The sequence below is a fragment of the Halodurantibacterium flavum genome (assembly GCF_042681825.1).
Classification (GTDB): Bacteria; Pseudomonadota; Alphaproteobacteria; order Rhodobacterales; family Rhodobacteraceae; genus Halodurantibacterium; species Halodurantibacterium flavum.
In genome coordinates, this window is sequence record NZ_JBHUGH010000009.1 from 26,318 (window position 1) to 47,026 (window position 20,709).

Here is a 20,709-nt window from a genome sequence, read left to right on the forward strand (position 1 = left end):
TTTCCCGGAAAAGCGCGTTTTCCTCGGACGCGTTTTGATCTATGATTTCGCAAAACAACAAACGACGGGCAGTGCAGATGGGCAAGTTTCTTCGCGCAGGCGTAATCGTTCTGCTGTTGGCATCCTGTGGTGGGGGTGGCAACTATTCCGCGCCCCGGGATCTTGAAAACGCGTGCAGCATCGTTCAGGAACGCCCCCGCTACCTTGCGGCGATGCGGGCCAGCGAACGCAAGTGGGGCGTCCCGGTCCATGTGCAGATGGCGACGATCCATCAGGAATCCCGCTTTGTCGGCGACGCGCGCACCCCGGTCCGCTGGGCGCTGGGGGTGATCCCGATGGGGCGCCAAAGCTCGGCCTATGGCTACGCGCAGGCGCTCGACGGCACGTGGGAGGAATATCAGCGTGAGACCGGGAACCGCCGCGCCCGCCGCGAGGACATCCGCGATGCGACCGATTTCATGGGCTGGTACATGAACAAGACGCGCCAGCGGAACGGCATCCCCCTGACCGACGCGCGCAACCAGTATCTTGCCTATCACGAAGGACATGGCGGCTATTCGCGCGGCAGCTACAATTCCAAGCCCTGGCTGTTGACCGTCTCGAACAACGTCGCAGCCCGGGCCGACAGATATCAGCAACAGCTGGTCGCCTGCCGCCGGGCGTGAACGAGGATCAAGTTGAACGGGGGGCCGAGGCCCCCCTAGATCAGCGGCGGCGCTGTTCTTCCTCATAGTGAATGTTGAAGAGGAACGACGACAGCTGCATGTTCGTGGCAAGGTCGTTCAGGACGACCGTGGTTGCGCCACCCGCGTCATCGCGGATGATCCACTGACGCAGTTCCGTCGGATTGGCGGTAAAGACCATCTCGATCGACCCGTGCTGCGGCCGGTCGGGGTCCTGGGCCACGACCGTGGTGGTTTCGCCGTCGCTCACATGGGCGACGACCATCCGCGCCCGGGTCAGATCGACATTCTGCGCAAGGATCAGGTTCAGCGGTGTACGCGACAGCGGATACTGTTCCGGCGGCTGGTTCGACTTGGGGTCAAAAATCGCCACCTGGCTGCCACCTGCCATCACCAGACTGGAATCGGGCGGCGCGTATTCGAAGCGGATTCGCCCGGGACGCGCGATATAGATCGTCCCGGTCGAGATGCTGCCGTCACCGTTGATCTGGGTAAATTCCCCCTGCGCGGTGGTGAAGCTGTTGAAGTAGCGGGAAATCTCCTCAAGGGAAATCGGGTTCGCGTAGGCCGGAAGTGCCATCATGGCACCCATCACGGCCGCTAGGATCATTCGCATCGGCAAGGCCCTCTGGTCTGCGTTCATTCATCCAAATCTATGAAAAAGGGGGCCGCGATCCAGCCCCCTTCCCGTCACATAACGCAGCGCTCAGATCACTGTTCCGGCACAAGTATTTCACGTTTGCCGACATGGTTCGACGCCGAGACGAGCCCCTGTTCCTCCATCTGCTCAACCAGGCGGGCGGCCTTGTTATAGCCGATGCCCAGCTTGCGCTGGATGTAGGAGGTGGAGCATTTGCGGTCCTTGATGACGATGGCCACCGCCTGATCGTAAAGCGCATCCTCGCCGTCCGTGTTGCCGCCAAGGCCAAGCACCGCGTCGATATCCTCGGCCTTTTCGTCATCCACACCATCGACCACCCCCGACATGTATTCCGGCGGGCCGAAGCTTTTCAGATGGGTCACGACCTCTTCGACCTCTTCGTCGCTGACAAAGGGGCCGTGAATCCGGGTGATCTTGGCGCCGCCCGCCATGTAGAGCATGTCACCCATGCCCAGCAGCTGCTCGGCGCCCATCTCGCCCAGGATGGTGCGGCTGTCGATCTTGGACGTCACCTGGAACGAGATCCGGGTGGGGAAGTTCGCCTTGATCGTGCCGGTGATGACATCGACCGACGGGCGCTGCGTCGCCATGATCAGGTGGATGCCCGATGCGCGCGCCATCTGTGCCAGACGCTGGATGCAGGCCTCGATCTCCTTGCCGGCGACCATCATCAGGTCGGCCATCTCATCGACGATGACGACGATATAGGGCAGCGCGACGGGGGCGAATTCCTCCGTCTCGAAGACCGGCTCGCCCGTATCCTCGTCAAAGCCGGTCTGGATCGTGCGCTTGAACATCTCGCCCTTGGACAGCGCCTCGCGGACGCGGCCGTTATAGCCCTCGATGTTGCGGACACCCATCTTGGACATCTTGCGATAGCGTTCCTCCATCTCGCCCACGACCCATTTCAGGGCGACGACCGCCTTTTTCGGGTCGGTCACGACGGGCGACAGCAGATGCGGGATGCCGTCATAGACGCTGAGTTCCAGCATCTTGGGGTCGATCATGATCAGCCGGCATTCCTCGGGCGAGAGCTTGTAGAGAAGGCTGAGGATCATCGTGTTGATGGCGACCGATTTCCCCGACCCGGTGGTCCCGGCGATCAGCAGGTGGGGCATCTTGGCGAGGTTAGCCACGACCGGCTCGCCGCCGATATCCTTGCCGAGCGCGAGCGGCAGGCGCAGGTTGCTGTCGCCAAAGTCGCGCGCGGCAAGAATTTCCCGCAGCACCACCTTTTCGCGCTGCGCATTGGGCAGTTCGATCCCGATCACCGTGCGCCCCGGCACGGTCGAAACGCGGGCCGAAAGCGCCGACATCGACCGCGCGATATCGTCAGCCAGCCCGATGACACGGCTCGCCTTGAGGCCCGGCGCAGGTTCGAGTTCATACATCGTGACAACCGGGCCGGGCCGGACGCTCACGATCTCGCCCTTGATGCCGTAATCGTCCAGGACCGATTCGAGCATCCGCGCATTTTCGGCCAGCGCCTCATCGGGCAGGTGATGGCGCTGGATTTCCGCCGGATTGGTCAGCAACGCAAGCGGCGGCGGTTCATAGGGGGGCGGCGGCGTGTCCTCGAGCCGCAGGCGCGGCTGCGCCTCGGCCTGGGCTTGGCGAGAGGGCGCGGGCGCCTTGCGGGGGGGATGTTCCACCACGGCGCGGGGCTGCGGTTCCGCCACCGGCAGCGGCGCGGCGGGCAGGTCGAAATCCGTATCCGCATCGGCATCGGCGTAATCGTCGTCATCCCCGAACGGCACGTCGGAATAAAGCTCCGGCTCGGGATAAAGGTCGGCCTCGGGCACCGCCCGACCACGCTGCACCACGGGCGCAACCAGCGGCGCTGCCTGATCGGTCCCGGAGCCCCCCCGAAGCCGGGGCCCGGCGAGCCCGCCGGTCATCCCCGCAGCCATTCCCGCAGCGCCCGCGACCGCAGCACCGGCGGCCATGACGCCCGGACCGCGCGTGTCGGCCACAAGTGGTTTGGGACCCCGGCCCCGCGCAAGCGGCGGTTCGTTCCGGCCGAGCGTCAGCACCGGCGCCTGCCGCACCCGCGCCTTGATGACATCGTTGATCCGGGCGCGGATACGTTCATCCTCGGGCAGGTCCTCAGGCTCGGCCGGTTCGGCGACGCGCCGCATCAGTGACGGCATCCGCGCCAGAAGGCCCGTGCGCTCTTTCACCGGGGCGTTCACTGCCGCTTTCTCGGGTGCGGCATAGCGCGGCTCGGCCCGCAGGCCGCCCCGTGGCACCACCGGCTCCGGATCGGCCATCGCGGGCTCGGCACGGCGGATGGCCGCCCCCGCCCCCCGCAGCGCCTGCATCGGCGGCGGGGCATAGCCCTCTTCGTCCCAATCCTCCAGCAGGTCGTCGGCCTCGGGCGCGGAACGGCGGGCGAAAAGACCCCCGCCCCCGTCCGGCGCATCGCCGTAAAGCGCGGCCTTGCGATTAATCTTGCGCGCCTGATAGCGGTCCCGCGCACCGCGGGCGCCATCGGCCGCCCCTTGCGCACCCCGGCCAAGGGCGGTCAGCAGGCTGGCATAGGTGACGACCAGACCCACCACAAGGAACCGCCCCGTCTCGCGCAGTTCGCGCATGTCGAAGCCGAGGACAAAGAGCATCATCGCGACAAGGCCAAGGCCCATCAGCAGCGACAGGACCTTCAGCCCGAACATCGCCCCGACCGGCGCTATTCCCAGAAGCGCCCCAAGCACCGTATCCCCGAACAGCCCGCCAAGGCCGAAGGAATGCGCCCAGCCGGCCCCGGGCACATGGGTCGAGGCAAAGACCGAGGCCATCGCGATCGCGATCGGCGCGAAGATGAGCCGACCCATGGCGCGCTCCTCGGACCGGTGCAACACGAAACGCAGCCCCCAGCCCGCGGCGACCAGCGGCAGGCCCCAGCTTCCATGGCCCGCGATGATGAAAAGCGTCGAGGCGACCGAGGCTCCGAACCGTCCCAGCATGTTCCGCGCGGGTTCATCCGTTGCCGACATCCAGCTCGGGTCGTCGGGCACGTAAGAGCCGAGCATCAGAGCAAGCGCCAGCGCCAGTCCGATCAGCCCGAGGCCCAGCAGTTCCTTGCCGCGCCGTTCCAGCGCCGCCTGCGTGTTGCTGTCAAGGAGGGGGTCACGCTGTCTCATCTGATAGGATGCCATCCTTTCCCCCTGTTCACGAATAGATGCAGTCGCGGATCAGGCGCAGGCCCTGCGCCGTCTCGGCCTCGGACGCGACCAGCGCCACGCGGATATAGCCCTGGCCCGGGTTGAACCCGTCCACCTCACGCGCAAGGTAGGCGCCCGGCAGCACGCGCACGCCGGTTTCCTGCCAGAGCTTCAGTGCTGCGGCCTCGCCGTCCGCTACCGGCAGCCAGAGGAAAAAGCCTGCGTCGGGGGCGCGATACCCTTGGACCCCGCCGAGGATTTCATCGGCCAGATCGAACTTGACCGCGTAGAGCGCGCGGTTCTCCGTCACATGCGCCTCATCGGCCCAGGCGCGTTCGGCGACGCGCTGCAACGGCAGAGGCAGCGGCGCCCCGGCATAGGACCGCAGTTGCCGGATACGAGCCATTCCCGCCGCGCCGCCCGCCACAAAGCCCGAACGCAGGCCCGGCAGGTTCGACCGTTTTGAAAGCGAGTGAAAGACAAAGACCCGTTCTGGATCGGCGCCGGTTTCCTGCACCACCTCCAGCGCGCCCGGGGGCGGCGCATCGCGGTATATCTCGGAATAGCATTCGTCGGCGAAGATCACGAAATCATGCCGTTCGGCCAGTGCGATCAGGTCGCGCCACCAGGCGCGCGGCGCGACGGCGCCCTGCGGGTTCGCAGGCGAACAGATATAGGCAATCGCGACCTGATCGAGAACTGCCGGGTCAAGCGCCGTATAGTCGGGCAAGAACCCCGTTGCCTCGGTCGCCGGGACATAATGCGGACGCGCACCCGCCGCCAGCGCCGCCACCGCGTAAACCTGATAGAAGGGGTTCGGCACCAGCACCACCGGCTCCGCGCCGTTCTTGCGTTCGGGACAAAGCGCGAGCGCGGCGTTAAAGAGCCCCTCGCGCGTTCCGTTCAGCACCATCACCTGGCCTGCATCCAGCGTCACGCTATAGCGTCGCCCCACCCAGCCGGTGATCGCCGCCAGAAGCTCGGGCGTGCCCTCGTTCGGGGGATATTTGTTGAAGCCAGCGACGTTCTCCGACAGCACCTCGGCCACGAAGTCGGGAAAGACGTGCTGCGGCTCACCGATGGTCATCGCCAGCGGGGTGCCCCCGGGCGTGTGATGATCCAGAAGACCGCGCAGGCGCGGAAATGCGTATTCTGGCAGGTTAGAAAACCGCTCAGGAAATGCCATGACTGCCTCGTTCCCGGGGTCATTCCGCCCCGTTTGAGCGTCAGGATACCGACATTCGCGTCAATGGTCCAGAAAAAGGACAGGGACCGGCCAAAGGGTTTGCCGACAATGCCTTAGGTCAACGCCCGCTCGGCCGCCGCCCCCAGCCGGAGCAGCCGTTCCTCGGCCATCGGCGGGGCAAGGAACATGACCCCGGCCGACGGCACGCCGGTCGGCAGCGTGAGCGCCGACAACCCAAAGAGGTTGCCGATCCGCGTGTTGCGCAGGGCGAGCAGGTTTTCGCGCACATAGTAATCCTGATCGCTCAGCAGACGGTCGGCATGGGGCGGCAGGATCGGCGAGGTGGGCAGGATGACCGCATCATAGCCCGCCGTCTCGGCGCCCCAGACCTCGCGCAGGCCGGCCATCGTCTTCCATCCCGCAACATAATCGGCACCGCTGAACTCCGCCCCGCCCCTGAACCGTTCGAGGATGCGCGGGAACATCAGGTCCGGCTGCGCCTCGATCACATCGCGCCAAAGACCATAGGCCTCGGCGGAAAAGAGCACCGGCGACAGCGCAAGCGCCTCGGTCACCGCCGGGATCTCGGCCTCGGTGACGCGCGCCCCGGCGGCGGCAAGCCGGTCCACCGCCCGCGTGAACCCATCTTCCACGGCGGGACGCAGATCGTCCATCGCGACCGAGCGCAACAAAAGGAACCGCGCGCCCTCAAGGCTCGCCCCGCGCAGATCGGCTGGCTGGCCCCCGTCCAGAAGCGCAAGGATCTGCGCCGCATCCTCGACACTGCGGCAGAGGGGCCCGATCGTGTCGAACCTCTCGCAGAGCGCGACGGTCCCGCGCATCGGCAGGCGACCCACGGTTGTCTTGAGCCCGACCAGATCGTTCCACGCCGCCGGGATGCGGACCGATCCGCCCGTATCCGACCCGACCGACCCCGCCGCAAGGCCAAAGGCGACCGAGGTCGCAGCCCCGGACGAACTGCCGCCTGCAACGGCATCGGCATCGTTGACGCAAGGGGGTGTGGCCGTGACCGGGTTCAGGCCGAGCCCGGAAAAGGCAAGCTCCGACAGGTGCGTCTTGCCCAGGCATACACTGCCGCCCAGCGTCGCGGTTGCAAGGACATCGGCATCCCGTTCGGGCACCCGGCCGCGCAACAGGGCGCTGCCGGCCTCGGTCGCGACGCCGGCCGTATCGAACAGGTCCTTCCACGACAGCGGCACACCATCCAGCAGCCCGCGGCGCAGCCCTGCCCGGGCACGTTCCCGCGCGGCCAGCGCCTCGGCCCGGGCGCGGCCGGGGGTCAGGCGGGCATAGATGCGGGGGCCAAGGGGATGGGTCGCCGCGGCGTCCAGAAACGCCTCGGCAAGGTCTGCCGGGTCGATGCGCCCCTCGCCGATCCCGCGCCCCAGATCGGATGCCGTCATCTTCAGCCAGGCTGCCGTCATGTTACCCCGCCCCATTTGTTCGTCCGGCTGACGCTAGCGACAGCGCGGCGCATGGACAATCCCCACGGCGCTGCCATATTGCGCGCCATGGAACCCGATACGCCCGATACGGATGTCATCATCATTGGCGGCGGCCTGAACGGCCCCGCGCTTGCGCTGGCCCTTGCCCAGGGGGGGCTGCGCGTCACCGTGCTCGATGCGCTGCCGGCCGAGGCGCGCGGGGGTGCGGGCTTTGACGGGCGGGCCTATGCGCTGTCGCTCGGGTCGGTCAGGATGCTTCAGGCGCTGCGCATCTGGCCGGGGGTGGCAGAGAGCGCGCAGCCGATCCTTCAGGTCAAGGCGAGCGACGGGCGCGCGGGCGAAGGCGCGGCGCCCTGGTTCCTGTCCTTCGATCACGCGGAGATCGAGGAAGGCCCGCTGGGCCAGATGCTGGAAGACCGCCATCTGCGGCCCGCGCTCCTGACCGCGATCGGGGACGAACCGCGCGTGACCCATCTGTCCGGTACACAGGTGGTGGCACAGGAAACGGGCCCGTCCGGCGTTTCGGTCACGCTGGCGGACGGGCGCCGCCTGCAGGCGCGCCTTCTGATCGGCGCCGACGGGCGCCAGAGCGGCACCGCGACCCGGGCGGGCATCAGCCGCAGCGGTCATGACTACGGCCAGACGGCGCTCGTCTGTGCCATCGCGCATGAGCGCCCGCATGATGGCATCGCCCATCAGTTCTTCATGCCCTCGGGGCCGTTGGCGATCCTGCCCCTGCCCGGCAACCGGTCCTCCATCGTCTGGACCGAGGCGCGCGCGCAGGCCGAGCGGATCAACGCGCTGGACGATGCGGGGTATCTCGCGGCGCTGCGCCCACGGTTCGGGGACTTCCTTGGCGATATCCGGCTGGAAGGCGCGCGGTTCCTCTATCCGCTCAACCTCACGCTTGCGAACGATCTGGTGGCCGACCGGCTTGCGCTGGTGGGCGATGCCGCCCATGGGGTGCACCCGATCGCGGGCCAGGGCCTGAACCTTGGCCTGCGGGATGTGGCAGCGCTTGCCGAAGTGGTGATCGAGGCGCGGCGGCGGGGCGAGGATATCGGCACGTCACCCGTGCTCGCCCGCTATCGCCAGTGGCGGCGGTTCGACACGGCGACGATGGCGCTTGCGACGGACGGGTTCAACCGGCTCTTTTCGTCGGACAACCCGCTGTTGCGGCTGGGGCGCGATCTGGGGATGGGCGCGATCAACGCGCTGCCCCCGCTGCGCCGCCGCTTTATCCGCGAGGCCGCGGGCCTGAGCGGCGATCTGCCGCGCCTGATGACGGGTCGCGCCATCTAGAAGAAAATGCCTGGGGCCAAGGAAGGCGCGCCGTCAGGCATGACCCGCCGCCGAGGACAGCGTCAGCGGGTCGATGCCCAGCGTTCCCAGCGCATCCTGCCATTTCGCCGCGTTATTGCCGGAAAAGACCAGATCAATGGGCGCGTCGCAGGTCAGCCAGCCGTTCTGCAGGATCTCTTCCTCCAGCTGCCCCGGCCCCCAGCCCGCATAGCCAAGCGCCAGAAGCGACCGCGCCGGCCCCGTGCCCCGGGCGATATCCTCCAGAATATCGAGCGTTCCGGTCATCCCGATCCGGTCATCCACCTGAAGGGTCGATCCGTTCGCGCTGTAATCCGCCGAATGCAGCACAAAGCCGCGCCCATGTTCCGCCGGGCCGCCGAAATGCACCCGTATATCTGCCGCCGCCGGCCCGCGCACGATGTTCAGCTGGTCCAGCAGATCGGTGAATTTCACCTCGGGCGCGGGTTTGTTCACGATCAGGCCCATCGCGCCGTCATCCGAATGGGCGCAGAGGAACACGACGCTCCGTTCAAAGCGCGGGTCGCCCATGCCGGGCATCGCAACGAGGAGTTTGCCGCTCAGATCCATTCGGTCACCTGCCTTTCCCTTTCAATGATGGGGCGCGGGGCCCTCTCCGACAAGGGTGGGCATGGCCGCCATGCCCCTGCCCCGCGCCGCTTCGCCGGAATGTGACTTCACAGCAGGGGCGGGATGCCTATTGTCGCGCCATGATGAAGAGAATCCTTGTGTCCGCCGCGCTCGTCGCATTCCCGCTTGCAGCGCCTGCGCAAGTGCCGGGCGATCTTGTGTCCGGGCAGATGCGCACCGGCTGGCGCACCGCCACCGGCACGCATATGGCCGCCCTCGACCTCCGGCTGCAGGAAGGGTGGAAGACCTATTGGCGCGCGCCGGGGGATGCCGGGATACCGCCGCATTTCGACTGGGCGGGTTCGGAAAACCTCGGTTCCGTGGCGTTTCACTGGCCCGTGCCGGATGTCTTTGACCAGAACGGCCTGCGCAGCGTCGGCTATCACGATGCGCTCGTCCTGCCGATGGAGGTAACGCCGCTCGACCCGACCAAGCCGGTCCTGCTGCGGGCCAAGGTCGATCTGGGGATATGCGAGGCGATCTGCATGCCCGTGAGCCTGCGGTTCGAGGCACTCTTGCCCGACCGGGGCGGCCCCGACCCGGAGATCGCACGGGCGCTCGACCAGCAGCCGCGACCGGCAGCGGCCGCCGGCCTGACCTCGGCGCGCTGCGATGTGGAACCGATCCGCGACGGATTGCGCCTGACCGCCGCGCTGGCGGTGCCCTCGCTCGGCCCGGATGAGACAGCGGTGATCGAGGTGGCCGATGGCGGCGTCTGGGTGTCCGAGACGATCCTGGCGCGGTCGGGCGGCGCGCTGACGGCAAAGGCCGATCTGGTCGCGGAAAGCGGCGCGCCCTTTGCGCTGAACCGCTCGGACATCCGCATCACCCTTTTGTCCGGTGGCCGGGGTTATGAATTGGAGGGCTGCCCGGGCTGACCCCGGCGCCGCCCCAGAACGAAGAGCCCGAAGGCCAGGACGGCCAGCGCCATCGCCCCGCCTGCCAGGAAGAACCCGAATGCGGGCCAGAGCGGCTGATCGACGATCATTGCCCGGCCCAGCGTTGCCAGCAGCAGCGCGACCAGCGCAAATCCCGCCACGGCCCCCGCCCGGCGTGTCATAGCCAGGGCCCCGCCACGCCCACGCCACAGCCGGCGCAGCGACCGCAGGCTTTGCCCGATATCGGCCTGCACCGCGATCAGGGCTGGCACGACCAGCAACACCAGAACCATTCCAAAGCCCAGCCCGTAAACGAGGGTGATGACCGTCGGCTTGAGAAACTCGGCCTGGCTGGACCGCTCGTAAAGCAGCGGGGCAAGGCCCAGAACCGTGGTCAGGGTCGTCAGGAAGACCGGGCGCAGGCGGTCGCAGGCCCCGTCGATGATGGCAGGCACCACGGCGCGATCTTTCCGATACTGGTCTATGGTCGTCACGAGCACGATCGAGTCGTTGATGATGATGCCGGAAAGGCCGATCAGCCCCACGACCGAGAACATCGACAGCGCCATGCCCCAGACCCCGTGGCCCCAAAGCGCCCCGACCAGCCCGAAGGGAATGACCGCCATCACGACCAATGGCCGCATCCAGCTGCCGAAGATCCAGGCGAGCACGCCATAGATGCCAAGCAGGCAGTAAAGCAGCGCCCAGGCAGCATCCGACAGGAAGGCCTGTTCCTGCTCGGCCAGCCCCGCCATGCGCCAGGACACGCCATGGCTGCTTTCGACATCGGGCAGGATCGTGTCGCGCAACCGGGCCGATATCTCGGCGGCACGCGCGGGGTCATCCTCGGCCAGATCGCCGCTGACGGTCACCACGCGCAGCCCGTTTTCCCGGCGGATCGCGGCGAACCCGCTTTGCTGCGACACGCTCACGATATCGCCCAGCGGCACATATTGCCCCGCCGCCGTCCGCACGAGGGTCGAGTCGAGGAAATCGGCCGTCAGTTCCGCCTCGGGCAGTTCGACCCGGATCGCGGCGGAGCGCGGGCCATCGGGATAGGTCGCGGCCTCGATCCCCGACAGGCGCGCGCGCAGCGTCCGCCCCAGCGCGTCGATGGTGAACCCCAGCGCCTCGCCCTGCGGTGTCAGGCGCAGGACAAGCTCGTCCATGTCATAGGACAGGCTGTCCTCAAGACCCGACACCTCGGGGAAGACCTGCAGCGCCGCCTTGACCGCCTCGGCCGCCGATTTCAGCACATCCGCATCCGCGCCATAAAGCTGGACCGAGAGCGCATCGCCCCCCGGCCCCGTGCGCCCGCCGCGAAAGCTCACCTCTTCCAGCAGCGGATGGGGGCGGACGGCCTCTTGCAGATCGGCCACGAACTGGAAGGCGGAAAAGTCACGCTGATCCACGTCGATCAACTCGACCGAAATCGCGCCAAGCTGATAGTCTTCCTTGGTCTCGGCGCTTACCAGCCCACGCCCGGCATTGCCGCCGATTTCGGACATGACATAGGCCAGCGGATTGCGGCCATAGGTTTCCTCATAGCGGGCGGCGACTTCATCGGCGGCGCGCTGCATCTCGCGCATCATCTCGATCGTGTCGGTGCGGGTGGCCGAGGGCAACATCGCAAAGTTCCCCGCGATCGAGCCTTCCTCGGGCGAGTTGAAGAAACGCCATTGCAGGTCCCCGCGCAGAAAGGCCGCCCCCTGCATCGCCAGAAGCAGGATCGCCCCGGCCAGAACGGGATAGCGCGCGCGCACCACCAGCCCCATGAAGGGCCGGAACAGCCGTTCCCGCACCCAGACGAAGCCGCGATTGACGTGATGGGACGGCCAGTCATACCAGCGCCGCCGCGCCGCCCCGGCCAGCGCATGATGCAGGTGGTTCGGCAGGACCAGAAAACATTCGACCAGCGAGGCCATCAGGACAGCGATGACCGTCAGCGGGATATCCGCGATCAGCGTGCCGAACCGCCCCCCGATGGCCACGAGCGTGAAGAAGGCGATGACGGTCGTCAGCGTCGCCGAAAAGACCGGCGCGGCCATGCGGGTCGCGGCGTTCTCGGCGGCCTCGGCCGGGCTTTCGCCCAGTTCCCGCGCGCGGTAATCGGCATGTTCGCCCACCACGATGGCGTCATCCACCACGATGCCAAGCGTGATGATCAGCGCGAAAAGCGACATCATGTTGATCGAGAGGCCAAGCGCATACATCGCCGCAATCGCGGCCAGCATCGCCACCGGTATCCCTGCCGCGACCCAAAGCGCGACCCGCGCATTGAGAAAGAGGAACAGCAGCACCACGACGAGCCCCAGCCCCACCACCGCGTTGTCGACCAGCAGGTTCAGCCGGCTCGTGATCTCTTCGGTGCGGCTGCGGATCACGTCGAGCGCGACGCCATCGGGCAGCGTCAGGCGCATTTCGGCGGCGACCCGTTCCACGTCGCGCTGGATCGCGATGGCGTCGCCCTGCGGGGCGCGGTCCACGCGGATCGTCATCGCGGGGTTGTCGCCGACATAATAGGCACGGCTGCGATCCACGCCCTCGGCCCGGATCGTCGCCAGATCGCCGATGGTCAGGGTCGTGCCGTCGGGTTCCGCCCGCAGGGGAATGGCCGCGATATCCTCGGCGCTGCGACGGGGCGTGCCGGTACGGATCCGCGCGCCCGCACCGCTCACCTCGCCGGCGGGGGTGCTGCGGACCTCGGCCGCGATGGCCGCGGCGATATCCGTCATGCCCAGATCATGCTCGATCAGGAGGCGCGAGGGCAGCTCGACCACCAACTGCGGCGCGGCAAGTCCCTGGATCGTCGTGCGCGTCACCCCCGCCGCATAGAGCCGCGAGACGAATTCATCCGACAGCCGCGCAAGCTGATCGACCCCGACCGGCCCGGTCACGACCACATCCGTCACGCGGTCGCGCCATTCCACCCGGCGGACGGTGGGGGTTTCGGCCTCGTCGGGCAGGTTCGTCACGCCGTCGACCGCGGCCTGCACATCCTCCAGCGCCCGGGTCATGTCCCAGTTCGGCTCGAATTCCAGCGTGATGCTGGCGCGCCCCTCGCTGGCGCGGCTGGTGACGGCGGCGACCCCCTCGACCACCAGAAGCGCGGGCTCCATCAACTGGACGATTGTCGCGTCGACATCCTCGGCCCCGGCGCCTTCCCAGGTGACGCCCACCGTAACGTTCTGGATGATGACATCGGGGAAATACTGCGACCGCATGTTGGGGATCGCCCAGATGCCCGCCGCCAGCATCAGCACCAGGAGCAGGTTCGCCGCCGTCCCGTGCCGCGTGAAATAGGCGAATAGCGCCCCGGCCCGCCCGAACATCCTCAACCCCCCGCCCGGTTCTCGATCCGGGCGATGATGCCCGAGGGCACGAGATCTTCCTCAAGCTGGGCGATGATCCGGGCGCGGGCCTCTTCCGGGATGCGCCCGTTCTCGCTGACCAGCGCGATCAGACGCGCGCGCCGGTCGGGGCTGAGTTCCACCATCTCTTCCAGCGTTTCGGCGGCCTGGGATGCGCCCCGCGCCGGGCGGGCGGCCTCTTCGCCCCCCTCCGGACCCGCCTCGGCCACAGCGCCGCGCAGGGCCCGGACCCGGATGCCGCCCCCCAGCATCGGCGAACGATGGGCCACGACCTCACGCCCGGCCAGCGCCTCGGCCCCGGCATCCACGATCACCTCGTCGCCCTGCCGCCGCAAGAGCGTGACAGGGACCACCTCCAGCCGGTCCTCCGGGTCGAGCGCAAGGACCGTCCCGGCGGAATCGAGCGCGGTCGCGGGCAGGACGATCACATCCTCCAGCAGCGGCTCGCGCACCCGCACGGTCACGAAATCGCCGGGGCGAAAGCCGCGCGGGGTCTCCAGCCGGGCATAGACGAGCCGCCCGGTCAGCCCCTCCTCCACCGCTGCACCGACGCGGGTCAGGTTGCCGGCGGCCTCGATCTCCACCCCCATGACGTCGAGCGTCGCCGTGACCTCGGCCGGGATCAGCCGGCCCTCGTCATCCAGCAGCCGCACATATTGCGAGGTCGAGATGCGGAAGGCGACCTCCAGATCGGTCGTGTCGATCAGGCCCGCCAGCCGTTCGTTGGGCGACACGAGCCCGCCCTCGATCACCGAAGGGTCCGCCACGACGCCCGTGAATTCCGCGTGGATCGCGGTGTCGCGCAGCCGCCGTTCGGCCTCGGCCACGGTGATGCGCTGCCGGACCAGCGTGTTCTGCGCCTGATCGAGCTGTGCCTCGGACTGCGCCAGTGCCTGCCTGCGCGACAGGACGGCCTGATCGGCGGCGGAAACGGCAAGCTCTGCCGTCTCGACCGCGGCCTCGGTGCCGACACCGCGCGCCTGAAGGTTCAGCTGCCGGTCCAGCGCCGTGACCCGCAGCCGGGCCTGCGCCTCGGCCGCCGCCAGATCGTCGCGCGCCAGAAGAACCGCCGCTTCTGCCTCGCGCAGCACGGCCCCGGCGCGGTCCAGATCGGCCTGCGCGAGATCGAGCGCCGATTGCGCATCCGCCGGGTCGATCCGCACCAGCAGATCGCCTGCCGCGACCGTGGCGCCATCCTCGAAATCCGGGGAAAGTTCCAGCACCCTTCCGCCCACCGTTGCCCGCAGTTCAAGCGTCCGGCGGCTGCGCACCTCTCCGAACGCGGTCAGAAGGGGGGCGACCGTCGCGGGCTCGGCCCTGACCACATTCACGGTATAGACCCGTTCCTGCACGGGGCGCGGGCGGTCGGGGGCAGCCATACGGGCCTGCACGCCCATGCCGATCGTCCAGACTGCCATCGCCAGAAGGCCCAGCGTGGCCATCATGAGGAACAGACCGACAAGGCTGCGGCGAAGAAAACGCATGGGCGCAGGGCTACCTTTGATGGGGCGGCGCGGGCAGTGATGCACCGGGCCACAGTCTAGACCCGGCCGCCACCGCAACCAAGCCACGAACCCGTCACACGGTCGCGCGCGTCACTTCCGTCGCTGATGTTCGTCCAGACGCGGAAAAATCTCGACAAAGTTGCAGGGGCGGTGGCGATAGTCGAACTGCCATTGCAGGATTTCGTCCCAGGCATCGCGGCAGGCGCCGGGGCTTCCGGGCAGCGCGAACAGATAGGTGCCTTGCGCCACCCCGCCGCAGGCCCGCGACTGCACCGCCGACGTACCGATCTTCTGCATCGAGACGATTGTAAAGACGGTGCCGAAAGCCTCGATCTCTTTTTCATAAACGTCGCGATGCGCCTCGACCGTCACGTCGCGGCCCGTAAGCCCGGTGCCGCCGGTGGTCAGGATCACGTCGATATCCGGCGCGGCGCACCAGTCGCGCAGGCGGGCGGCGATGCTCTCGCGGTCATCCTGGACGATGTCGCGCGCCGCCAGATGATGGCCCGCACCCGTCAGCCGGTCCACCAGCGTGTCGCCCGACCGGTCATCGGCCAGGCTGCGGGTGTCGGAAACCGTCAGGACCGCGATGCGGACGGGGATGAAGTCACGGTTCTCGTCGATGCGGCTCATGTCTTGCGCAGCCTTGCCTGAAGGGACAGAAGATCGGCCCAGGCCTCGCGCTTGGCGGCGGGGGTGCGCAGCAGATAGGCCGGGTGGAACATGGGCAGCGCCGGGCGGCCAAAGGCCTCGGTCCACTTGCCGCGGATGCGGGTGATACCCTCTTGCCCCAGGATCGCGCCGCAGGGCGTGTTGCCCATCAGAACGATCAGATCGGGGCCCGCGAGGTCGACATGCCGCGCCACAAAGGGCAGCATCATCTCGCATTCCTCTTTCGTGGGCTTCCGGTTCTGGGGCGGGCGCCAGGGCAGGATATTGGTGATATAGACCGCGCGTTCCGCATCGGGTGCGGCCCGCGCGAGCCCGATCGCGGCCAGCATCCGGTCCAGCAACTGCCCCGCCCGGCCCACGAAGGGCCGCGCCTGAAGATCCTCGTCCCGCCCCGGGGCCTCGCCGATGATCATCACGCGCGCCAGCGGATCGCCATCGGCAAAGACAAAGTTCCGCGCGCCGCGCTTCAGCTCGCAATGGTCGAACGCGGCCTGAACGCGGGCCAGACCCTCCAGATCCGGGACATCCGCCGCAAGCGCCCGCGCCTCGGCCACAGGGTCATGGGCGCGATCATGGGCGGGGTCCTGCGCGGCGGGCGCCGGGGACACAGCCTGCGCCGCGACAGGCGTGGCCGCGCGCGGCGCGACCCCCGCGAGCGCGTAGCGGTCCACAGGCGCGTCGCCGATGGATTCGGTCGCGCCAAGCTCGATCTGCCAGTCGAGCAGCGCCTTGGCCGTATGATAGTCGAGCGCGATGGTCATGGCGCAAAGCTAGGCCCGGCCGCGCCAAAGGTAAAGCGAGGCTTGTGATGCGGGGGGCGTCTTTCTATAAGCGGGGCGCAACCGATCAGGGGGGACGCATGACATTCCGCGCACGACACCTGCTGGGGATCGAGCCGCTTCATCCGTCCGAAATCACGACCCTGCTGGACCTCGCCGATACCTATGTTGACCTGAACCGCCGCACGATCAAACATTCCGATGCACTGGCGGGCATGACCCAGATCAACATGTTCTTCGAGAACTCCACCCGCACGCAGGCGAGCTTTGAGCTGGCGGGCAAGCGGCTCGGGGCCGACGTGATGAACATGTCGGTGGCCCAGTCGAGCGTGAAGAAGGGCGAGACCCTGATCGACACGGCGATGACCCTGAACGCCATGCATCCCGACCTGCTGGTGGTGCGGCATCCGAATTCGGGCGCCGTGAACCAGTTGGCCGAAAAGGTGAACTGTGCCGTGCTGAACGCCGGCGACGGCAAGCATGAACACCCGACGCAGGCGCTTCTGGATGCGCTGACGATCCGGCGGGCCAAAGGGCGGCTGCACCGGCTGACGGTGGCGATCTGTGGCGACATCGCCCACAGCCGGGTGGCGCGGTCGAACCTGATCCTCTTGGGCAAGATGGAAAACCGCGTGCGCCTGATCGGCCCGCCGACCCTGATGCCCGCCGGCGTGGCTGAATTCGGCTGCGAGGTTTACGACGACATGAAGGCCGGGCTGGAAGGCGCGGATGTGGTGATGATGCTGCGCCTTCAGAAGGAACGGATGGACGGGGCCTTCATCCCGTCCGAGCGGGAATACTACCACCGCTACGGGCTGGATGCGGAAAAACTGGCCTTCGCCAAGGAAGACGCCATCGTCATGCACCCGGGCCCGATGAACCGCGGCGTGGAAATCGACGGCACGCTGGCCGATGACATCAACCGGTCGGTGATCCAGGAACAGGTCGAAATGGGCGTCGCCGTCCGCATGGCCGCGATGGATCTTCTGGCGCGCAACCTCAAGGCCCGCCGCGGGGCCGAGGCCGCTGGCGAGCATTGAGGGGACAGCCATGACCATCTTCCTTGAAAACGCGCGCCTGATCGACCCCGAAGCAGGCGAAGAACGGACGGGCAATGTCATCCTGCACGACGGGATGATCGCCGCCATCGGCGCGGCCAGCGCCCCTGCCGATGCGCAGGTGATCGATTGCCGCGGCCGGGCGCTTGCCCCCGGCATCGTCGACATCGGCGCCAGGATCGGCGAGCCGGGCGAACGCCACAAGGAAAGCTTCCGCTCGGCCGGTCTGGCCGCGGCGGCAGGCGGCGTGACCACCATCATCGCCCGCCCCGACACCCACCCGGCCATCGACAACCCCGAAACGCTGGAATTCGTCACCCGCCGCGCCGCCGAGGCGAGCCCGGTCCGCATCCGCCACATGGCCGCCCTGACCCGTGGCCGCGAGGGGCGCGAGATGGTGGAGATCGGCTTCCTGCGCGACGCGGGCGCGGTGGCCTTCACCGATTACGACCGCGTGGTGCGCGACACCAAGGTGCTGTCGCGCTGCATGACCTATGCCCGCAGCCTTGGCGCGCTGATCATCGGCCACCCGCAGGACCCGGGCCTGTCGGCAGGGGCGGTTGCGACCTCGGGCAAGTTCGCCTCGCTGAGGGGGCTGCCGGGGGTGTCGCCCATGGCGGAACGGATGGCATTCGACCGCGACATGGCGCTGGTCGAGATGACGGGCGTGAAATACCACGCCGACCAGATCACCTGCGCCCGCACCCTGCCCGCGCTGGAACGGGCCAAGCGGAACGGGCTCGATGTGACGGCAGGCGTCAGCATCCATCACCTGACGCTGAACGAATTCGACGTGGGCGACTACCGCACCTTCTTCAAGCTGACACCGCCGCTCCGCTCCGAAGAGGATCGCGTGGCGGTGGTCGAGGCGCTGGCCAGCGGGCTGATCGACATCATCAGTTCCATGCACACCCCGCAGGACGAGGAGTCGAAACGCCTGCCCTTCGAGGAAGCCGCGGCAGGCGCCGTCGCGCTGGAAACCATGCTGCCGGCGGCGATGCGGCTTTACCACGCCGGGGCGATGGATCTGCCGCAACTGTTCCGCGCGATGTCGCTGAACCCGGCGCGGCGGCTCGGCCTCGATTGCGGGCGGCTGGCCGAGGGCGCGCCTGCCGACCTCGTGCTCTTCGACCCGGACGCGCCCTTCGTGCTGGACCGGTTCAAATTGCAGTCGAAATCCAAGAACACGCCCTTTGACGGGGCGCGGATGCAGGGGCGCGTCTTTGCGACCTTTGTCGGCGGACGTCAGGTTTTCGGAGGCGCGGCATGATCCCGGTTTTCACCACACCGCTGCCCCTGCTGCTCGCGGTGGCGGTCGGCGCCTATCTTCTGGGCTCGATCCCCTTTGGCGTCGTCATCGCCCGCGCCTTTGGCCTTGGCGACCTGCGCAAGATCGGGTCGGGGAATATCGGGGCGACGAACGTGCTGCGGACGGGCAACAGGTTCGCCGCCTTCCTCACGCTGTTGCTCGACGCGGGCAAGGGCGCCATTGCCGTGCTGATTGCCCGCCTGGCGGTGGGGGAGGATGCGGCGCAGGTCGCGGCGGGGGCATCGTTCCTCGGTCACATCTTCCCGGTCTTCCTCGGGTTCCGGGGCGGCAAGGGGGTTGCGACCTTCCTCGGCACGCTGCTCGCGCTCAGCTTTCCGGTCGGGCTTGCCGCCTGCGCCACATGGCTGGCCGTGGCGCTGGTGCTGCGGATCTCCTCGCTCTCGGCACTGATGGCGGCGGCGCTGTCGCCGGTCTGGATGTGGCTTCTGGGTGCGGAACGGATGGTCGCGCTGGGGGTCATGCTGGCGGTGCTGATCTTTGTCCGCCACCACGCCAATATCACGCGCCTGATCGCGGGGACCGAACCCCGGATCGGACGCAAACCCCCGGCCGAGAAAAACACGCCCGAGAAAAACCAGACCGAGGCGGGGTAGCCCGCCCCTGCCTTATCCGTGACCCAACGCTATCGGTGGCGGCTCAGTAGCAATATTCGGCGTAGATCCGGGTCAGATCGCCGTGCCACGCGCCATGGAACCGTTCGAGCAACTCGTCGGCCGGCGTCCGCCCCGTCTCGACCGTTTCCTTCAGCGCATCGAGGAAATGGGTTTCGTCCTGCACAAGCCCGCCTGCCCCGGGGCGCGCCCGCGCCTTCAGCCCGCTATCGGCAATCGCCACCACCTCGCGCGCGAGGTCATGCATCGAGATGCTGTTCACCCGAGCCTGCAACCCGTCGACGCTTGCCGCGACGCGCAGCGCCTCGCGGGTTCCGGCGTCCCAGCCCTTGGCCAGATCCCAGGCCGCGTCCAGCGCCGACTGGTCATACATCAGCCCGACCCATAGTGCGGGCAGCGCGCAAAGCCTGCGCCATGGCCCGCCGTCGGCCCCGCGCATCTCGATGTATTTCTTCATCCGCGCTTCGGGGAAAACGGTCGTCAGATGGTCCGCCCAGTCCGACAAGGTCGGCTTTTCGCCCGGCAGCGCCGGCAGTTCGCCCTTGAGGAAATCGCGGAACGACTGCCCCAGCGCGTCGATATACCGGCCGTCGCGATAGACGAAATACATCGGCACATCGAGCACATAGTTCACCCAGGCGTCAAAGCCGAAACCTTCGTCGAACACGAAGGGCAGCATCCCGGTGCGCGCGTCGTCGAGCCCCCGCCAGATACGGGAACGCCAGCTTTTGTGCCCGTTCACCTTTCCCTCGAAGAACGGAGAATTGGCAAAGAGCGCCGTCGCAACCGGCTGCAGCGCCAGCGCCACGCGCATCTTCTGCACCATGTCGGATTCCGACCCGAAGTCGAGGTTCACCTGAACCGTGCAGGTCCGGTACATCATCTGCGTGCCATGGGTGCCGACGCGGCCCATGTAATCGGTCATGAGCCGGTAACGCCCCTTGGGCATCATCGGCATGTCCTCGTGCCGCCAGATCGGCGCGGCGCCCAGTCCGATGAAGCCCGCGTCGATGGTATCCGCGACCTCGCGCACCTCGCGCAGGTGCTGGTTCACCTCGTCGCAAGTCTGGTGGATCGTCTCCAGCGGCGCGCCCGAAAGCTCCAGCTGCCCGCCGGGTTCGAGGCTCACATTCGCGCCGTCCTTGGTCAGGCCGATGATCTTGTCCTGCTCGAACACGGGCGTCCAGCCAAAGCGGTCGCGCATCCCTTCCAGCATCGCCCGGATCGAGGACGGCCCGTCATAGGGCAGCGGCATCAGCGTGCGACGGTCATAGCCGAACTTTTCATGCTCGGTTCCGATGCGCCACATCTCCTTGGGCTTGCAGCCCGAGGCGAGGAATTCGGCAAGCTGTTCAAAACGTTCGATCGGCCCGCCGCCGGATTGTGGTATGGACATCA

16 protein-coding genes are annotated in these 20,709 nt (G+C 67.6%); 6 read left to right on the forward strand and 10 right to left on the reverse strand.

Annotated features, from left to right (window positions below; translation table 11 throughout):
* Nucleotides 1-77: 77 nt before the first annotated feature.
* Nucleotides 78-665: a transglycosylase SLT domain-containing protein gene (locus tag ACFSGJ_RS10780; RefSeq protein WP_390261412.1), complete on the forward strand. Its 588-nt coding sequence runs from the start codon at nucleotides 78-80 to the stop codon at nucleotides 663-665.
* A 40-nt stretch (nucleotides 666-705) separates the two neighbouring features.
* Here the strand turns inward: ACFSGJ_RS10780 and ACFSGJ_RS10785 are convergent, their stop codons facing one another.
* The 4 genes from ACFSGJ_RS10785 to ACFSGJ_RS10800 all read right to left on the reverse strand — a co-directional run bounded on the left by ACFSGJ_RS10785 (nucleotide 706) and on the right by ACFSGJ_RS10800 (nucleotide 7,136).
* Nucleotides 706-1,299, reverse strand: coding sequence for a LolA family protein (locus ACFSGJ_RS10785; protein ID WP_390261414.1), 594 nt, complete (start codon nucleotides 1,297-1,299; stop codon nucleotides 706-708).
* A gap of 95 nt (nucleotides 1,300-1,394) precedes the next feature.
* A complete protein-coding gene (locus ACFSGJ_RS10790; protein WP_390261416.1) occupies nucleotides 1,395-4,499 on the reverse strand; it encodes a DNA translocase FtsK in 3,105 nt (1,034 codons plus the stop codon).
* 13 nt (nucleotides 4,500-4,512) lie between these two features.
* Entirely contained in the window at nucleotides 4,513-5,691 is a 1,179-nt protein-coding gene (locus tag ACFSGJ_RS10795) for an aminotransferase class I/II-fold pyridoxal phosphate-dependent enzyme (protein ID WP_390261418.1), read from the reverse strand.
* A 113-nt stretch (nucleotides 5,692-5,804) separates the two neighbouring features.
* Nucleotides 5,805-7,136 carry an amidase gene (locus ACFSGJ_RS10800; protein WP_390261420.1) on the reverse strand — a complete coding sequence of 444 codons (1,332 nt, stop codon included), beginning with the start codon at nucleotides 7,134-7,136 and terminating at the stop codon, nucleotides 5,805-5,807.
* 51 nt (nucleotides 7,137-7,187) lie between these two features.
* Here ACFSGJ_RS10800 and ACFSGJ_RS10805 point away from each other — a divergent pair, with 51 nt between their 5' ends.
* Nucleotides 7,188-8,459 (forward strand): UbiH/UbiF/VisC/COQ6 family ubiquinone biosynthesis hydroxylase, encoded by a 1,272-nt coding sequence (locus ACFSGJ_RS10805; RefSeq protein WP_390261422.1) that lies wholly within the window; start codon nucleotides 7,188-7,190, stop codon nucleotides 8,457-8,459.
* Between the two features lie 33 nt (nucleotides 8,460-8,492).
* Here ACFSGJ_RS10805 and ACFSGJ_RS10810 read toward each other — a convergent pair whose 3' ends face one another.
* Nucleotides 8,493-9,047 carry a YqgE/AlgH family protein gene (locus ACFSGJ_RS10810; protein ID WP_390261423.1) on the reverse strand — a complete coding sequence of 185 codons (555 nt, stop codon included), beginning with the start codon at nucleotides 9,045-9,047 and terminating at the stop codon, nucleotides 8,493-8,495.
* A 140-nt stretch (nucleotides 9,048-9,187) separates the two neighbouring features.
* On the opposite strand from ACFSGJ_RS10810, the gene ACFSGJ_RS10815 reads away from it, so the two are divergent.
* Complete coding sequence (locus ACFSGJ_RS10815) at nucleotides 9,188-9,985, forward strand: protein-disulfide reductase DsbD domain-containing protein (protein ID WP_390261425.1); 798 nt, start codon at nucleotides 9,188-9,190, stop codon at nucleotides 9,983-9,985.
* Here ACFSGJ_RS10815 and ACFSGJ_RS10820 read toward each other — a convergent pair.
* The 4 genes from ACFSGJ_RS10820 to ACFSGJ_RS10835 all read right to left on the reverse strand — a co-directional run bounded on the left by ACFSGJ_RS10820 (nucleotide 9,958) and on the right by ACFSGJ_RS10835 (nucleotide 16,294).
* On the reverse strand, nucleotides 9,958-13,317 hold the full coding sequence (locus ACFSGJ_RS10820) for an efflux RND transporter permease subunit (protein ID WP_390261426.1): 3,360 nt from the start codon (nucleotides 13,315-13,317) through the stop codon (nucleotides 9,958-9,960). The two genes, ACFSGJ_RS10815 and ACFSGJ_RS10820, sit on opposite strands and share 28 nt — an antisense overlap.
* A gap of 2 nt (nucleotides 13,318-13,319) precedes the next feature.
* Nucleotides 13,320-14,840, reverse strand: a complete 1,521-nt coding sequence (locus tag ACFSGJ_RS10825; protein ID WP_390261428.1) for an efflux RND transporter periplasmic adaptor subunit — start codon at nucleotides 14,838-14,840, stop codon at nucleotides 13,320-13,322.
* 111 nt (nucleotides 14,841-14,951) lie between these two features.
* Nucleotides 14,952-15,494 (reverse strand): molybdenum cofactor biosynthesis protein B, encoded by a 543-nt coding sequence (moaB, locus tag ACFSGJ_RS10830; RefSeq protein WP_390261429.1) that lies wholly within the window; start codon nucleotides 15,492-15,494, stop codon nucleotides 14,952-14,954.
* Nucleotides 15,491-16,294 (reverse strand): uracil-DNA glycosylase, encoded by an 804-nt coding sequence (locus tag ACFSGJ_RS10835; protein WP_390261431.1) that lies wholly within the window; start codon nucleotides 16,292-16,294, stop codon nucleotides 15,491-15,493. Before ACFSGJ_RS10835 ends, moaB begins: the two co-directional genes overlap by 4 nt.
* 98 nt (nucleotides 16,295-16,392) lie before the next feature.
* Here ACFSGJ_RS10835 and ACFSGJ_RS10840 point away from each other — a divergent pair, with 98 nt between their 5' ends.
* Genes ACFSGJ_RS10840 through plsY form a run of 3 tightly spaced genes read left to right on the forward strand, consistent with a single transcriptional unit; the run spans nucleotide 16,393 to nucleotide 19,293 of the window.
* Nucleotides 16,393-17,352: an aspartate carbamoyltransferase catalytic subunit gene (locus ACFSGJ_RS10840; RefSeq protein ID WP_390261433.1), complete on the forward strand. Its 960-nt coding sequence runs from the start codon at nucleotides 16,393-16,395 to the stop codon at nucleotides 17,350-17,352.
* A 10-nt stretch (nucleotides 17,353-17,362) separates the two neighbouring features.
* Nucleotides 17,363-18,640, forward strand: a complete 1,278-nt coding sequence (gene pyrC, locus ACFSGJ_RS10845; RefSeq protein WP_390261435.1) for a dihydroorotase — start codon at nucleotides 17,363-17,365, stop codon at nucleotides 18,638-18,640.
* Nucleotides 18,637-19,293 carry a glycerol-3-phosphate 1-O-acyltransferase PlsY gene (gene plsY / locus ACFSGJ_RS10850; protein WP_390261437.1) on the forward strand — a complete coding sequence of 219 codons (657 nt, stop codon included), beginning with the start codon at nucleotides 18,637-18,639 and terminating at the stop codon, nucleotides 19,291-19,293. Before pyrC ends, plsY begins: the two co-directional genes overlap by 4 nt.
* Before the next feature lie 43 nt (nucleotides 19,294-19,336).
* Here the strand turns inward: plsY and ACFSGJ_RS10855 are convergent, their stop codons facing one another.
* Nucleotides 19,337-20,707, reverse strand: coding sequence for a glutamate--cysteine ligase (locus ACFSGJ_RS10855; RefSeq protein WP_390261439.1), 1,371 nt, complete (start codon nucleotides 20,705-20,707; stop codon nucleotides 19,337-19,339).
* Between the last annotated feature and the right edge of the window lie 2 nt (nucleotides 20,708-20,709).

What these genes read in the sequence shown, in the direction of transcription:
- ACFSGJ_RS10780 (WP_390261412.1), top strand. Translation starts at nt 78, where the DNA reads ATGGGCAAGTTTCTTCGCGCAGGCGTAATCGTTCTGCTGTTGGCATCC.
- ACFSGJ_RS10785 (WP_390261414.1), bottom strand. Translation starts at nt 1,299, where the DNA reads ATGCGAATGATCCTAGCGGCCGTGATGGGTGCCATGATGGCACTTCCG.
- ACFSGJ_RS10790 (WP_390261416.1), bottom strand. Translation starts at nt 4,499, where the DNA reads ATGGCATCCTATCAGATGAGACAGCGTGACCCCCTCCTTGACAGCAAC.
- ACFSGJ_RS10795 (WP_390261418.1), bottom strand. Translation starts at nt 5,691, where the DNA reads ATGGCATTTCCTGAGCGGTTTTCTAACCTGCCAGAATACGCATTTCCG.
- ACFSGJ_RS10800 (WP_390261420.1), bottom strand. Translation starts at nt 7,136, where the DNA reads ATGACGGCAGCCTGGCTGAAGATGACGGCATCCGATCTGGGGCGCGGG.
- ACFSGJ_RS10805 (WP_390261422.1), top strand. Translation starts at nt 7,188, where the DNA reads ATGGACAATCCCCACGGCGCTGCCATATTGCGCGCCATGGAACCCGAT.
- ACFSGJ_RS10810 (WP_390261423.1), bottom strand. Translation starts at nt 9,047, where the DNA reads ATGGATCTGAGCGGCAAACTCCTCGTTGCGATGCCCGGCATGGGCGAC.
- ACFSGJ_RS10815 (WP_390261425.1), top strand. Translation starts at nt 9,188, where the DNA reads ATGATGAAGAGAATCCTTGTGTCCGCCGCGCTCGTCGCATTCCCGCTT.
- ACFSGJ_RS10820 (WP_390261426.1), bottom strand. Translation starts at nt 13,317, where the DNA reads ATGTTCGGGCGGGCCGGGGCGCTATTCGCCTATTTCACGCGGCACGGG.
- ACFSGJ_RS10825 (WP_390261428.1), bottom strand. Translation starts at nt 14,840, where the DNA reads ATGCGTTTTCTTCGCCGCAGCCTTGTCGGTCTGTTCCTCATGATGGCC.
- moaB (WP_390261429.1), bottom strand. Translation starts at nt 15,494, where the DNA reads ATGAGCCGCATCGACGAGAACCGTGACTTCATCCCCGTCCGCATCGCG.
- ACFSGJ_RS10835 (WP_390261431.1), bottom strand. Translation starts at nt 16,294, where the DNA reads ATGACCATCGCGCTCGACTATCATACGGCCAAGGCGCTGCTCGACTGG.
- ACFSGJ_RS10840 (WP_390261433.1), top strand. Translation starts at nt 16,393, where the DNA reads ATGACATTCCGCGCACGACACCTGCTGGGGATCGAGCCGCTTCATCCG.
- pyrC (WP_390261435.1), top strand. Translation starts at nt 17,363, where the DNA reads ATGACCATCTTCCTTGAAAACGCGCGCCTGATCGACCCCGAAGCAGGC.
- plsY (WP_390261437.1), top strand. Translation starts at nt 18,637, where the DNA reads ATGATCCCGGTTTTCACCACACCGCTGCCCCTGCTGCTCGCGGTGGCG.
- ACFSGJ_RS10855 (WP_390261439.1), bottom strand. Translation starts at nt 20,707, where the DNA reads ATGTCCATACCACAATCCGGCGGCGGGCCGATCGAACGTTTTGAACAG.